The following is an 11,765-nucleotide window of genomic DNA, read 5'->3' as shown; positions in this document are numbered from 1 at the left end:
GCCAACCTGCTGGTGTGCCCGAACGTGGACTCGGGCAACATCGCCTACAACCTGCTCAAGACGGCGGCCGGCGGCAACGTGGCGGTGGGTCCGTTCCTGCTGGGCGCGAACGCGCCGGTGCACATCCTGACCTCCAGCTCGACCGTGCGTCGCATCATCAACATGACGGCCATGACGGTGCTGGACGCCAACCGCGCGGAAACGTCGGCCTGAGTCTCGCGCCAGGAACCCGCCGGCGCGGATCCGGCCAGAGGGTTCTGCAAGGTAGCGGGCCGCGCCTGTTTCGCGGCGGCCTTGCGATGAAAACAAAACGCCGCCCGGTCTGTGGACCGGGCGGCGTTTTGTCATTCACGGGGCCGGTTCCGCGCGAGGCGCGGGCGGCCCGGCCAGCCTTAGTTGCTGCTGGCCTTCCAGCTGCCGTCGGGCTGCTTGCAGAACCAGAACTTCCAGGACTCGGTGGTGTTGGCCCGCGCGAAATCGCCTTCCAGGAAGCGGCAGGCGCGATCGTCCTTGAGCTTGGTGGTCTGCGTCGGGGTGAGCTTGACCGTGATCGGCGGCGTGGCCTTGCGCTTGGGCACGCTGGACCCGTTGGTGCTGTGGCCGTCGGCGGAGTTGTTCAGCGCGTCGGCGAGCGCCTGGTGGAACGAGGGCTGGTCGGCCTTGGGGATCTGCGTGATCAGCGCATGGTTGAGCATCACGGCGGGCGCGGCCACGGCGGCCTGAGCCAGGCCGAGGGCGATCGCCGCCGAGGCGAGAACGCGGGTGTATCTCAAGATGGGCTCCCGGATAATGTAGAACCGCTATTGTCCTACACCTGCCGGGGACGGGGCCACGATCTCGCGATTCTTTTGCCGGGTTGGGCGCGTCGCGCGGCCTGAGGGCAAAAAAATGCCGCCCCGGAACTGCGGGCGGCGAAATACAACACGGGGGAGGGTTGTTCGTTGCGGGGCGAGGCGGGCGACGCCCGCCGGTGACTCATTCGCCGTGATAGACGCCGGAGAACGGCATGTCGTTGGGTTCGACGTTCGACACCTGGCCGGCGATCTTGGCGCTGGCCAGATCGGCTTCGACCTGGGCGCGGCTGGGGCCGTTGTACGGGGTGCCATAGACGCCGGCGAAGGGCGTGTCGTTGGGCTCGACGTTCCAGACCTGGCCGGCCGCCTTGGCGGCAGCCTTGGCCGCGGCCAGCTCGGCCTGCACCTGGGCGCGGCTCGGGCCTTCATACGGCGTGCCGTAGACGCCCTGGAACGGCACGTTGTTCGGTTCGATGTTGGGCGAGGCGTGGGCGGCGGCGCCCAGCGCGGCCAGCGAGAACATCAGGGCGGTTGCGAAAGTCTTGGTGGTCTTCATGGTGCTTCTCCTATTTGTAGAGCCGGGGGGAGCGAATCCGGCGGCCTTCCGTCGTGGTTCGTTGTTGTTTCCGGTTGAATGAATGATGCGCCGATCCTGAATCCGGATAAACCCGTATATTCAAAAAGCATATTTCCACCAACGGGATAATTTATTTGTTTTCGTTGGATAAGCTTCATCAATGGCGGCGATAGGGGCGTGCGCAAGCCGCCGGACATGCCAGCTGATGAGCGGACCAGGCGTGGGAATCGGAGCGGGAATGGGCCGGACGCGATCGTCCGGCGCGGCGCAGGTGCGGCACGGGCCCGCCTTGCGCGGGCGCGCCGGCAGCGGGCGGTCAGTAGTGCGGCGGCAGTTCGTCGCGCAGGCTGCGGAAGGCGGCGCCTTCGGGCTGCTGTTGCTGGCGCAGGTCGGCCAGCTCGCGCGCCAGCCGTTCCATCTGCTGTTGCTGGCGGACGATGATCTGGTTGAGCTGCTCCAGCATGTCGTCGGCGAAGCTGGCCTTGATCTCGAGTTCCGTCAGGCGGCGTTCAATGTCTTGCGTCGTGTCCATGGCGGGTATTAGAACCGATTCCCGGCGCCGCCATAGCAATGGCCATAGTCCTCGCAGCCCGGACAGCCGGGCGCGGCGGCGGGCGGCCGCCCGGCATGTTCGCAGGCGGCATAGGCCAGGTACTGCTTCCAGCGCAGGTTGCGCACGTTGCGCGCCGCCAGCCCGGGATAGTGGCGCGTCAGCAGGGCGGTCACGTCCTCGCGGCCGGACAGGCCCAGGTCGCGCCACAGATGGTCGGGGCGCAGGCAGGCGCGCGTGAGCACGCTGCTGACCAGCGGCGTGGTGTCCAGCTCGGGCGCGCTCCAGGTTTCCAGCAGCACGCGCAGCAGCAGCGAAAAACCGGGCTGCGGATCGTCCAGTCCGCGCGCCTCATAGGCCTGGAGCTGCGGCCGCAGCGTTTCCAGTTCCGCGCCGGTGTCGTCCAGCGCGCCGGGGAACAGGGTCTCGAGCAGCGCGCGCAGCTCCGCCGGCGGTAGGCCGCTACGGCCGGGATCGCCCAGCGCCAGGCTCTTGCCCAGCACCGTGGCGAAGAACGCGGCATCGGGATCGCCGGGCTGCGCGTGGCGCAGCAGCGTACAGGCCAGTAGGCGGGGGGATTCGTCGGCGACCAGGGCGTGATCCATGAGGGGCGGCTACGGAAAGGGAAGGCGGGAGCGGAGCGGGATATTGAAGGTGCTAATCGATCGTTATGTCGAAGAATATATAACGAATCGATCTGGCGTCGCCGGGCCGGGCGGCATCATCAAGCCAGCGGCCAGGACGCGGCCAGCGTGCCGGCGGCCAGCAGCAGGCACAGCGGCGAATAGACGCGCGTGTCCAGGCGCGCGAACGGGTCGCCGCCCTTGCGCTTGAAGAATCCGACGTAGCCGAAGTCGCCGATGGCGCGGGCCAGCAGGCCCAGCGCCAGCGCGGCACCGGCCCAGCGCGTCCAGCGCGCGGCGCCGGCCAGAGGCAGCAGGCCGGCGTTGAACGCGACCAGCGCGGCGCAGGCGAGCAGCGCCGTGCCGACGGCGGCGGTGCCCGCGGCCGACGGGCGGAACAGCGGCGAGCCGTCCTGGCGCGTCGGAATCGCGGCGCCGTGCGCCAGCTTGCCGCCGGCCGCCCAGTACAGGTGCCAGAGGCCCAGGATGACGAAGATGGCGCTGGTGAGCGTGTAGGCCAGGGTGGTCATGCTTGCGTGTGTTCCAGTGGTGGCGTGGTGAAGGCGGGACCGGGCGGCGGTATCCGCGCATCCGGCAGCCGGGAAATCAGCCGGCAGCATACCGGCAAGCCGGCGGATCCCGACAAGGATCCGGACAAGTGCGGCGCGGGCTCGGCCCAGGCGCGTCTCGCGGCGAAAAAAAAAAGCGGATGCCGCGAGGCATCCGCTTTTTTACGCCGTCCGCGCGCAAGCGCGGCACGGGACGCGATTTACATCGCGTGGCCCATGTTGACGTTCATGTTGTACAGCACCCAGGCCGAACCGCCGACGATGATGGCGATGATCATCACGGTGAACAGGAACGTGGCCAGGTTGTCGCGGGCGGACTTGGAGGCGCCCATGTGCAGGAAGTACACCAGCTGCACCAGCAGCTGGAGCACGCACAGCGCCACCACGCCGATGATGGTGACGGTGTGCGACAGCGCGCCGTGCATCACCAGGCCGAAGGAGCCGAAGGTGAGGAGCAGCGACAGCACGAACCCGGTGATGTAGGACTTCAGGGTGCCGTGGTCGGCGGCGTGGTCGTCGTGGCCGTGAGCGGCCGCAGCGGAGTGCGACATCAGATGGCTCCCATGAGATAGACGAAGGTGAAGACGCAGATCCAGACGATGTCCAGGAAGTGCCAGAACAGGCTCAGGCACGCCAGGCGACGCTTGTTGATCGAGTCCAGGCCGTGGCGGCGGATCATGTCGATCATGACGATGATCCAGATCAGGCCGAAGGTCACGTGCAGGCCGTGCGTGCCGATCAGCGTGAAGAACGCCGACAGGTACGCGCTGCGGCCCGGGCCGGCGCCTTCCGTGATCAGGTGATGGAATTCATAGACTTCCATCGCGATGAAGCCCGCGCCGAACAGGAACGTGACCATCAACCAGCCCATCGCGCGGGACTTGTTGTTGGCGTGCACGTTCAGGTTCGCCATGCCGAAGGTGAAGCTCGAGAACAGCAGCAGCAGGGTTTCGACCAGCACGAACTTCAGGTCGAACAGCTCCTTGCCGGTGGGGCCGCCCGCCGTGGCGTTGGCCAGCACGGCGAAGGTGGCGAACAGCACCGAGAAGATGAGCAGGTCGCTCATGAGATAGACCCAGAAACCGAATACGGTCTTGGAGCCATCGTCATGGTGCGCGTGATCGTCGTGACCCGCGTGGGGGTGGGTGGCAACAGCTTGGATCATGGCTCAGGCGGCCTTCTGCATTTTGTCAAAGTGAGCGTTCTCGATGCGTTCGACTTCCGCGGCCGGGACCCAGTAGTCGACGTCGCGGTCATAGGCGCGAACGATGAACGAACCGATCATGCCGACGAAGCCGACGATCGACAGCCACCAGATGTGCCAGATCAGGGCAAAGCACATGACCAGGCCAAAGGCGCCGATGAATACGCCGGCGGCGGTGTTCTTCGGCATGTGGATGTCTTCATACTTGGCCGGGCGCTTGTAGGCCTTGCCGCTCTGCTTGTCTTCCCAGAACTGGTCCAGCTCGTTAACCTGCGGCACGTGGGCGAAGTTGTAGAAAGGAGCCGGCGAGGAGATGGCCCATTCCAGCGTGCGGCCATCCCAGGGATCGCCGGTCACGTCCTGGTTCTGCTTGCGCTGGCGGACCGACACGAACACTTGCTGCAGCAGGAACCAGATGCCCAGCATGATCAGCGCGGCGCCGGCCAGGGCGACCAGCAGGTAGGGTTGCCATTCGGGGTTGTCGTAGTGGTTCAGGCGACGCGTCATGCCCTTGAAGCCCAGGATGTACAGGGGCATGAAGGCCAGGAAGAAGCCGACGAACCAGCAGTAGAACGAATAGCGGCCCAGGCGCTCGTTGAGCGTGAAGCCGAAGGCCTTGGGGAACCAGTAGGTCATGCCGGCGATGCAGCCGAAAACCACGCCGCCGATGATGGTGTTGTGGAAGTGCGCGATCAGGAACAGGCTGTTGTGCAGCACGAACGACACGCCGGGGATGGCCAGCATCACGCCGGTCATGCCGCCGATGACGAACACGATCATGAAGCCCAGCGTCCACAGCACCGGCGTGGTGATGCGCAGGCGGCCGCGGTAGATGGTGAACAGCCAGTTGAAGATCTTGGCCCCGGTCGGGATCGAGATGATCATTGTCGCTATGCCGAAGAAGGCATTGACGTCGGCTCCCGCGCCCATGGTGAAGAAGTGGTGCAGCCAGACCAGGAACGACAGCACGCCGATGGCGGCCGTGGCGTAGACCATGGACTTGTAGCCGAACAGCGTCTTGCGGGCGAAGGTGGCGACCACTTCCGAGTACACGCCGAAAGCCGGCAGCACCAGGATGTAGACCTCGGGGTGGCCCCAGATCCAGATCAGGTTCACGTACATCATGACGTTGCCGCCCATGTCGTTCGTGAAGAAGTGCGTGCCCAGGTAGCGGTCGGCGGTCAGCAGCGCGAGCGTGGCGGCCAGCACGGGGAAGGCGGCGACGATCAGGACGTTGGTGACCAGCGAGGTCCAGGTGAAGATCGGCATCTTCATCAGGCTCATGCCCGGCGCGCGCATGCGCAGGATGGTCACGATGAAGTTGATGCCGGAAAGCGTGGTCCCCAGGCCGGATATCTGCAAGGCCCAGATGTAGTAGTCCACCCCGACGCTAGGGCTGTAGTCCAGCCCGGACAGCGGCGGATAGGCCAGCCAGCCGGTGGCGGCGAACTCGCCCACGAACAGCGAGACCATCATCAGCACGACGCCGGCGCCGAACAGCCAGAAGCTCAGCGAGTTCAGGAACGGGTAGGCCACGTCGCGGGCGCCGATCTGCAGCGGCACCACGATGTTCATCAGCCCGGTGATAAAGGGCATCGCCATGAAGAAGATCATGATGACGCCGTGGGCGGTGAAGATCTGGTCGTAGTGGTGCGGAGGCAGGAAGCCGGCGGAATCGGCCGAGGCCACCGCCAGCTGGGTGCGCATCATGATGGCGTCGGCAAAGCCGCGCAGCAGCATGATCAGGGCGACGATGATGTACATCACGCCGATGCGCTTGTGGTCGACGGAGGTCAGCCACTCCGTCCACAGGTACTTCCACTTGCCGAAGTAGGTGATGGCGCCGAAGAGCGCGAGGCCCCCCAGGCACACGGCGGCCAGCGTAACCATGACGATGGGTTCATGGTACGGAATGGCCTCTAGGGTGAGTTTCCCGAACATTGTCAGTTGATTCCTGCGATCAGATTATTCGACGTGGGGGTGCACGTGGCGTCTTCCACGCCTGCCATCTTGGACATGGTCTTGCCCAGGATGAAATCGAACATGGCGGGCGGCACCGAGGCGTATTTCACGACCGGGTTGCGCTCGCTGCGCTTGGTCAGCTCCTGGTAGACCTCGGGCGTCAGCGCCTGGGGCGCGGCCTTGGCTTGCTTGACCCATTCGTCGAAGCCTTCCTGCGAGGTGGCGATGGCCTTGAAGCGCATGCCGGAGAAGCCGCCGCCGCTGTAGTTGGCGGAAATGCCGGCGTAGGTGCCGGGTTCGCGCGCGTTCAGGTGCAGCTTGGTTTCCATGCCCGCCATCGAATAGATCTGGCTGCCGAGCTGGGGAATGAAGAACGAGTTCATCACCGAGGCCGAGGTGATGCGGAAGTTCACCGGCACGTCCACGGGGAAGGCGATCTCATTGACCGTGGCGATGTCGTACTCGGGGTAGATGAAGAGCCACTTCCAATCCAGCGACACCACCTCGATGGTGACCGGCTTGTGCTCCGACACCAGGGGCTTGTACGGATCCAGCGCATGGGTCGAACGCCAGGTGATCACGGCCAGGATGGTGATGATGATCAGGGGAACGGTCCAGACCACGACCTCGATGGCGGTGGAGTGGGCCCACTTGGGCTGGTAAACGGCTTTGGTGTTGGAAGCGCGGTATTTCCAGGCAAAGCCCACGATCATGAACAGGACGGGAATCACGACGAGGAGCATGAGCCCGGTGGCCGTGAGCAGGAGCGTCTTTTCCTGGGCGCCAATGTCTCCCTTGGGGGAGAGGATTTCCATGTTGCAGCCGCCAAGCAGCATGACCGCGCCGACGCCGAGAATGCGCGTAAGGGTCGCAAGGAGGGGGTGTTTCACGTACAGCCTTGGATGGAAGGTGGAAGATGCTGCAGCGCAGCAGACGGTATGCTGCGAGGCAGCAACCTCCATCCTATCGACTTGATCTGGGTCAAGCCTGCGACGAATGGTCGCATTGCCCTGGGTGGCGCCAGCCCCATATTGCGGGATTCAGGGTTTTCCCAGGGAGCGGCGCGGCTGTAGCGACGGTGGATGGGTGCGACGATATGTCGCACCTGCACAAATCAATCCAGCAACACTTCGCGTTCCGGCCCCGGTTTCTTGGCCAGCTTGCGCTGCAGGGAGCGCCGGTGCATGCCCAGCAGGCGGGCGGCGGCCGAGACGTTGCCGCCGGTTTCGTGCAGCGCCTGGTGGATATGTTCCCATTCCAGCCGGTGCAGCGGGGTCATGGTGGCCTCGATCTCGACGCTTTCCGGCTTCACCAGGCCCAGGGTGCGCAGGATCATGGGGGCGGTGGCCGGCTTGGGCAGGTAGTCGTCGGCGCCGCGCTTGATCGCCTCGACCGCCGTGGCCACGCTGGCGTAGCCGGTGACCAGCAGGATCCGCATGTCGGCGCGCAGCGCGCGAAGGGGGCGGATCAGGGTCAGGCCCGAGTCCTCGCCCAGGCGCAGGTCCACCAGGGCGAAGGCCGGCCGGATCTCCTCGGCCACGCGCAGCGCCTCGGCGATGCCGGTGGCGGTGCGGGTTTCCAGGCCGCGACGCGACAGGCTGCGCTGCAGGGTGCGCACATACAGCTCGTCGTCGTCGATCAGCAGGCCAAGGTCGGTAGGGTTCATAGTCAGGTCCCGGAAGTGCCGAGAGGCAGATAGAAACGGATGCGGGTGCCCCCGTCTTCGGCGGCCGTCATGGTCATTTCGCCGCCCAGCTGCTCCACCGTGGCGTGCGACAGCGCCAGGCCCACGCCCAGGCCGCCCGGCTTGCCGCTGTTGAACAGGCTGGTGGCCGGCAGCAGGGTCTGGTCGGGATCGAAGCCCTGGCCGTAGTCCCGCACCTCGCCCCGCAGGGCGCCGTAGCCATATTCCAGATGCAGGTCCACGCGCGGCGCGCCGGCGGCTTCGCCCGCGTCGGCGGCATTGTTCAGCAGCGCCTGCAGCAGGTGGGCGATGGCCGGATCCACCCGCAGGCTGGACGGCAGGCTGCCCGAGCGCTGCAGGTCGATGGTGGGCCGGATCAGACGCCACTGGCCCACCACCCGGACCAGGTCCACGGCGGTTGGGACAGCCAGATTGCGGATGCGTTCCCGGCACAGCGCCAGCAGCTGGCTCAGCGTGGCCACGTCGGCGCGCAGGTCGGGATCCTTGACCTCGGCGGAGATCTCGTCGGCCAGCAGGGTCATGGTGGCCAGCGGCGTGTTCAGTTCGTGGGCCATCGCGGCGGCGTGCGTGGCCAGGGCCACGATGCCTTCATTGCGGGTGAAGCGCTCGCGCAGCCTGGCCAGCTCGCGCTCGCGGGCGCGCAGGTCGGCCGCCATGCGGGTCGAGAACACCAGCACCACCACCACGGAAATCAGGAAGTTGGCGCCCAGGCCCCACAGCAGCAGGGTGTGCGCGTCGATGCCGCCCTGCAGCGGCCGGCCGAACAGCGCGGCCAGCACATAGCCGCTGATGCCGGCTACGGCGGCGGCCAGCGCCCAGTTGCGCGGCAGCGCCAGTGCGGCCAGCGCCGTCAGGATCAGGAACATCATGCCGAACGGATTGCCGATGCCGCCGCTCCAGCCCACCATCCAGGCCAGCACCGCCATGTCGACCAGCAGGTGGGCGAAGGCCGTCACGTGGGACAGGTCGCGGCTGTGCCGCAGGCGCAGGATGGCGTAGAGGTTGAATCCGATCAGCACGCCCACGCCGGTCCACAGCGGCTCCAGCGGCAGGTCCAGCCGCAGCAGGCTGCTGGCCAGCAGGATGGTGGCGGCCTGGCCCGCGATGGCGAGCCAGCGCAGGCTGCATAAGGTACGCAGGAATGAAAAGGCGGAACTACCGGGCATATCCAGACACAGATGAGCCGGCGCTTCCTGCCGGCGGGTACAGGCGCCCGGCTGCGCCAAACGCTCGCGTCCGCGGGGCCGGCCGGGGTGGCCGGGCCATGCCCGGGCGCGGTCGGCGCGGGCGGCGGATGCGGGCTTATTGTAGGCGAATCACAGGGGGCCGCCGGTCGGCGGGCCGGCCAGGCTGTCCCCAATAGCTGGCTTGCCGCGCTTACTGCATGTCGGCGGTGCCGCTGTGCGCCATCATGGGTGGCGGATAGTCTTCCTGGTCCGAGGCCATCTGGCCGGCGACCTGGGCCTGCTGCAATTCCTGCTCGACCTGCGCGCGGCTTTCCGGCATGCCGGTCGCCGCGATGGCGGGCGGGTAGTCTTCCTGGCCAAACGAATACTGGCCGCTGGCCTTGGCCTGGGCCAGCTCGGCGGCGACCTGGTCGGACGTCTTGGGCGTGGGCGCCGCGTAGCTGACGCGCCAGTCGCCATACAGATCGCGCTTGTACTGGGCCGGTTGCGCCTGCGCGGCGCCGGCGCCGGCGGCGGCCAGGCCCGCGCAGAGCCAGAGGGTGGCTGTGAGGGATTTCATGAAACGCTCCTTGCTGTCACAAAGCATGCGGCCTCGGGGTGAACCGGGCCGCGCCGTCGCCCGCGCGGCTGCCTGCGGGCGATTTCCCATTGCCGGTTGGACTGGCGGGCGACAGGCGCGTTGCGCCGGGGACGGCGCGGTTACACAAGAGGCGTTTCAAGAATGCAGCAGAACTGTCGTGCCCCTTTCAGGGGGCGGAGCGACAGCGCCGCGGACGGGCGCCTACTTGGCCGGCGCGGCGCCGTGGCCGCCGGCGCCATGGCCGGTCGCGGCGGCGCCCAGCGGACGGGCGACGGCATCCACCGGCACGCGGCGCTGCTGATGCTTGTCGTCCTCGACCACCAGCGTCAGGGCGACGTGGTCGCCTTCCTTGATCTGGCCGGGCAGGTCGAGCAGCATGATGTGATAACCGCCGGGCTTGAGTTCGACCGCCTGCCCGGCGGGCAGGTCGATGCCGCTGACCTGGCGCATCTTCATCACGTTGTCCTGCATGGCCATTTCGTGGACTTCGGCATGCTTGGCCGCCTTGGACTCCACCGCCACCAGGCGGGCGGGCGTGGCCGACGTCAGGCGCATGAAGACGCCGGTGGCGTGCTGGCTGGGCACGGTGGCGCGGACCCACGGGTCGTCGATTTTCAGGCTGGCTTCCTGCGCCAGGGAGGGGCCGGAGGCGGACAGCGCCAGCGTGCACAGGGCGAGCGCGGCCAGGGGCTTGAAGAATTTGATCGCTTGCATGATGTACTCCTGATTCAGTGCGGGTGGGTCAGATCACGGTGCGCAGGTCCTGCGCGCATTCCTCGGCGCTTTGCTGGTGGCGCAACGCCAGGCGCAGCTTGCCCTTGGCGTCGATCACATAGCTCAGCGCGGTGTGGTCCATGGTGTAGGAAGATCCCGTGGTGACCTTCTGGTAGAAGACCTTGAAGGATTGGGCGGCGGCGCGGGTCTGCTCGGCGTTGCCGCGCAGGCCGACGAATTCCGGGTCGAAGGCCTGGGTATAGGCCTTCAGGATCTCGGTGGTGTCGCGCTCGGGGTCCACGGTGATGAACAGCACGCGCAGCTTGCCGGCGTCGGCGCCCAGCAGGCGCTTGATCTCGGTGGCGCGCGTGAGCGCCGTGGGGCAGACGTCCGGGCATTGGGTGAAGCCGAAGAACAGCAGCACGGCCTGGCCACGGTAGTCGGCCAGCCGGCGCTCGCGGCCCTCGGTGTCACGCAGCTGGAAATCGCCGGTGGGCATGCCGGACAGGTCCATGCCGTTGAGCTTGGGCGTTTCCTGGCCGCAGGCGGCCAGGGTCATGAGGCCGGCCGCGGACAGCAGCAGCCGGCGGCGCCGCGTATCGGGCGCGCGTGCCGCGCCTGCCGGCGCGGACGGAATGGGGGAAAGCATTGAAAACCTCGGGTCGGACGGTTCGACGGGGCGCGCGGCGACAGGGCCGCGCGGTCGGTACGGGTCAGGCCAGGGGAGGTGGAGCCCGCGAGCCCAGCGGCGGACCGTGGGCGACTGTCGCGGGCAGGGGCGGTTGCGCGGGTTGCGCCGTCGGCGTCGTGTCGGCCGGCAGCGACAGGGGATTCAGGGAGAACGCGGGCGCGGGCGTCAGGTGCGCCAGCAGCCCGAACGGGCATTGCGCGCCGGTCTGCGCGCCATGAGCGGGCTTGCCGTCCTTGAGCGCGATCAGCGCCGCGCTCAGTGCGGCAGGCGCCCCTGCGGCGGTGCAGAACGTGACCTCGAAGCGGCCGGCGCCCAGGGCGCGGGCGTCGGGCATGTAGCCCGCCGGCACCAGCGCGCGCAGCAACAGCGCCATCAGCGCCAGCCATAGCACCAGGCGGCCGCGGGTGGCGGTCCGGTTGCGGGGCGGGGCGTTGTGGCGGGGCATGGCCGGATTCTAGGGGGGGTTTCGTGGGGGGAGGTTGGGCCGGGGCGGGGTGGGGGCGTGTATGGGCGGGCCGGCGGCCGGGGGCCCCGGCCCCCCGCCCCCCCCGGGGGGGTAAGCGGCGCCGCGCCCGGGCGGCGGGGGGGCCCCCCCGCACACCCCCCGGG

The 11,765-nt window shown here is 67.5% G+C and carries 16 protein-coding genes; 1 reads left to right on the top strand and 15 read right to left on the bottom strand.

All coding sequences use genetic code 11. The annotated features are described in order from the left end of the window. On the top strand, positions 1 to 213 hold a 213-nt coding region (locus KDH83_RS25980), incomplete at its 5' end, for a phosphate acyltransferase (protein WP_212320950.1). Positions 214 to 392: 179 nt separating this feature from the next. Here KDH83_RS25980 and KDH83_RS25975 read toward each other — a convergent pair. The 15 genes from KDH83_RS25975 to KDH83_RS25905 all read right to left on the bottom strand — a co-directional run bounded on the left by KDH83_RS25975 (position 393) and on the right by KDH83_RS25905 (position 11,601). Continuing rightward, a complete protein-coding gene (locus tag KDH83_RS25975) occupies positions 393 to 773 on the bottom strand; it encodes a hypothetical protein (protein WP_212320948.1) in 381 nt (126 codons plus the stop codon). A 202-nt stretch (positions 774 to 975) separates the two neighbouring features. After that, complete coding sequence (locus tag KDH83_RS25970) at positions 976 to 1,350, bottom strand: DUF4148 domain-containing protein (protein ID WP_103275991.1); 375 nt, start codon at positions 1,348 to 1,350, stop codon at positions 976 to 978. Positions 1,351 to 1,687: 337 nt separating this feature from the next. Continuing rightward, complete coding sequence (locus tag KDH83_RS25965; protein ID WP_103275990.1) at positions 1,688 to 1,903, bottom strand: SlyX family protein; 216 nt, start codon at positions 1,901 to 1,903, stop codon at positions 1,688 to 1,690. An 8-nt stretch (positions 1,904 to 1,911) separates the two neighbouring features. Then, the gene (locus KDH83_RS25960; RefSeq protein WP_212320946.1) at positions 1,912 to 2,526 is read right to left on the bottom strand and encodes a nitrogen fixation protein NifQ; all 615 of its coding nucleotides are present in this window, start codon (positions 2,524 to 2,526) and stop codon (positions 1,912 to 1,914) included. A gap of 119 nt (positions 2,527 to 2,645) precedes the next feature. Beyond that, positions 2,646 to 3,074: a DUF3995 domain-containing protein gene (locus tag KDH83_RS25955; RefSeq protein ID WP_212320944.1), complete on the bottom strand. Its 429-nt coding sequence runs from the start codon at positions 3,072 to 3,074 to the stop codon at positions 2,646 to 2,648. A 239-nt stretch (positions 3,075 to 3,313) separates the two neighbouring features. Then, complete coding sequence (gene cyoD / locus KDH83_RS25950; protein WP_103275985.1) at positions 3,314 to 3,664, bottom strand: cytochrome o ubiquinol oxidase subunit IV; 351 nt, start codon at positions 3,662 to 3,664, stop codon at positions 3,314 to 3,316. Then, positions 3,664 to 4,278 carry a cytochrome o ubiquinol oxidase subunit III gene (gene cyoC, locus KDH83_RS25945; RefSeq protein ID WP_103275984.1) on the bottom strand — a complete coding sequence of 205 codons (615 nt, stop codon included), beginning with the start codon at positions 4,276 to 4,278 and terminating at the stop codon, positions 3,664 to 3,666. Before cyoC ends, cyoD begins: the two co-directional genes overlap by 1 nt. Positions 4,279 to 4,281: 3 nt before the next feature. After that, positions 4,282 to 6,258 (bottom strand): cytochrome o ubiquinol oxidase subunit I, encoded by a 1,977-nt coding sequence (gene cyoB, locus KDH83_RS25940; protein ID WP_212320942.1) that lies wholly within the window; start codon positions 6,256 to 6,258, stop codon positions 4,282 to 4,284. 2 nt (positions 6,259 to 6,260) lie between these two features. Next, positions 6,261 to 7,169, bottom strand: a complete 909-nt coding sequence (gene cyoA, locus KDH83_RS25935; RefSeq protein ID WP_212320940.1) for a ubiquinol oxidase subunit II — start codon at positions 7,167 to 7,169, stop codon at positions 6,261 to 6,263. A gap of 224 nt (positions 7,170 to 7,393) precedes the next feature. Further along, positions 7,394 to 7,945: a response regulator transcription factor gene (locus tag KDH83_RS25930; RefSeq protein ID WP_103275981.1), complete on the bottom strand. Its 552-nt coding sequence runs from the start codon at positions 7,943 to 7,945 to the stop codon at positions 7,394 to 7,396. Positions 7,946 to 7,947: 2 nt separating this feature from the next. Further along, on the bottom strand, positions 7,948 to 9,150 hold the full coding sequence (locus tag KDH83_RS25925; RefSeq protein WP_212320938.1) for an ATP-binding protein: 1,203 nt from the start codon (positions 9,148 to 9,150) through the stop codon (positions 7,948 to 7,950). Positions 9,151 to 9,361: 211 nt separating this feature from the next. After that, on the bottom strand, positions 9,362 to 9,730 hold the full coding sequence (locus KDH83_RS25920; RefSeq protein WP_212320936.1) for a DUF4148 domain-containing protein: 369 nt from the start codon (positions 9,728 to 9,730) through the stop codon (positions 9,362 to 9,364). Positions 9,731 to 9,952: 222 nt separating this feature from the next. After that, on the bottom strand, positions 9,953 to 10,465 hold the full coding sequence (locus tag KDH83_RS25915) for a copper chaperone PCu(A)C (protein ID WP_212320935.1): 513 nt from the start codon (positions 10,463 to 10,465) through the stop codon (positions 9,953 to 9,955). Between the two features lie 28 nt (positions 10,466 to 10,493). Further along, complete coding sequence (locus tag KDH83_RS25910; RefSeq protein ID WP_212320932.1) at positions 10,494 to 11,114, bottom strand: SCO family protein; 621 nt, start codon at positions 11,112 to 11,114, stop codon at positions 10,494 to 10,496. A gap of 64 nt (positions 11,115 to 11,178) precedes the next feature. Beyond that, positions 11,179 to 11,601 carry a DUF2946 family protein gene (locus KDH83_RS25905; protein ID WP_212320930.1) on the bottom strand — a complete coding sequence of 141 codons (423 nt, stop codon included), beginning with the start codon at positions 11,599 to 11,601 and terminating at the stop codon, positions 11,179 to 11,181. Positions 11,602 to 11,765 lie beyond the last annotated feature (164 nt).

The organism is Achromobacter sp. Marseille-Q0513 (assembly GCF_018195695.1).
GTDB lineage: Bacteria > Pseudomonadota > Gammaproteobacteria > Burkholderiales > Burkholderiaceae_B > Achromobacter.
The sequence above is the reverse complement of the archived record's forward strand: the minus strand, read 5'-3'. Positions and strand labels throughout refer to the sequence as shown.

Excerpts from the sequence above, each read along its gene's own strand:
- KDH83_RS25970 (WP_103275991.1), bottom strand. The coding sequence starts at position 1,350 with ATGAAGACCACCAAGACTTTCGCAACCGCCCTGATGTTCTCGCTGGCC.
- KDH83_RS25965 (WP_103275990.1), bottom strand. The coding sequence starts at position 1,903 with ATGGACACGACGCAAGACATTGAACGCCGCCTGACGGAACTCGAGATC.
- KDH83_RS25960 (WP_212320946.1), bottom strand. The coding sequence starts at position 2,526 with ATGGATCACGCCCTGGTCGCCGACGAATCCCCCCGCCTACTGGCCTGT.
- KDH83_RS25955 (WP_212320944.1), bottom strand. The coding sequence starts at position 3,074 with ATGACCACCCTGGCCTACACGCTCACCAGCGCCATCTTCGTCATCCTG.
- cyoD (WP_103275985.1), bottom strand. The coding sequence starts at position 3,664 with ATGTCGCACTCCGCTGCGGCCGCTCACGGCCACGACGACCACGCCGCC.
- cyoC (WP_103275984.1), bottom strand. The coding sequence starts at position 4,278 with ATGATCCAAGCTGTTGCCACCCACCCCCACGCGGGTCACGACGATCAC.
- cyoB (WP_212320942.1), bottom strand. The coding sequence starts at position 6,258 with ATGTTCGGGAAACTCACCCTAGAGGCCATTCCGTACCATGAACCCATC.
- KDH83_RS25930 (WP_103275981.1), bottom strand. The coding sequence starts at position 7,945 with ATGAACCCTACCGACCTTGGCCTGCTGATCGACGACGACGAGCTGTAT.
- KDH83_RS25925 (WP_212320938.1), bottom strand. The coding sequence starts at position 9,150 with ATGCCCGGTAGTTCCGCCTTTTCATTCCTGCGTACCTTATGCAGCCTG.
- KDH83_RS25920 (WP_212320936.1), bottom strand. The coding sequence starts at position 9,730 with ATGAAATCCCTCACAGCCACCCTCTGGCTCTGCGCGGGCCTGGCCGCC.
- KDH83_RS25915 (WP_212320935.1), bottom strand. The coding sequence starts at position 10,465 with ATGCAAGCGATCAAATTCTTCAAGCCCCTGGCCGCGCTCGCCCTGTGC.
- KDH83_RS25910 (WP_212320932.1), bottom strand. The coding sequence starts at position 11,114 with ATGCTTTCCCCCATTCCGTCCGCGCCGGCAGGCGCGGCACGCGCGCCC.
- KDH83_RS25905 (WP_212320930.1), bottom strand. The coding sequence starts at position 11,601 with ATGCCCCGCCACAACGCCCCGCCCCGCAACCGGACCGCCACCCGCGGC.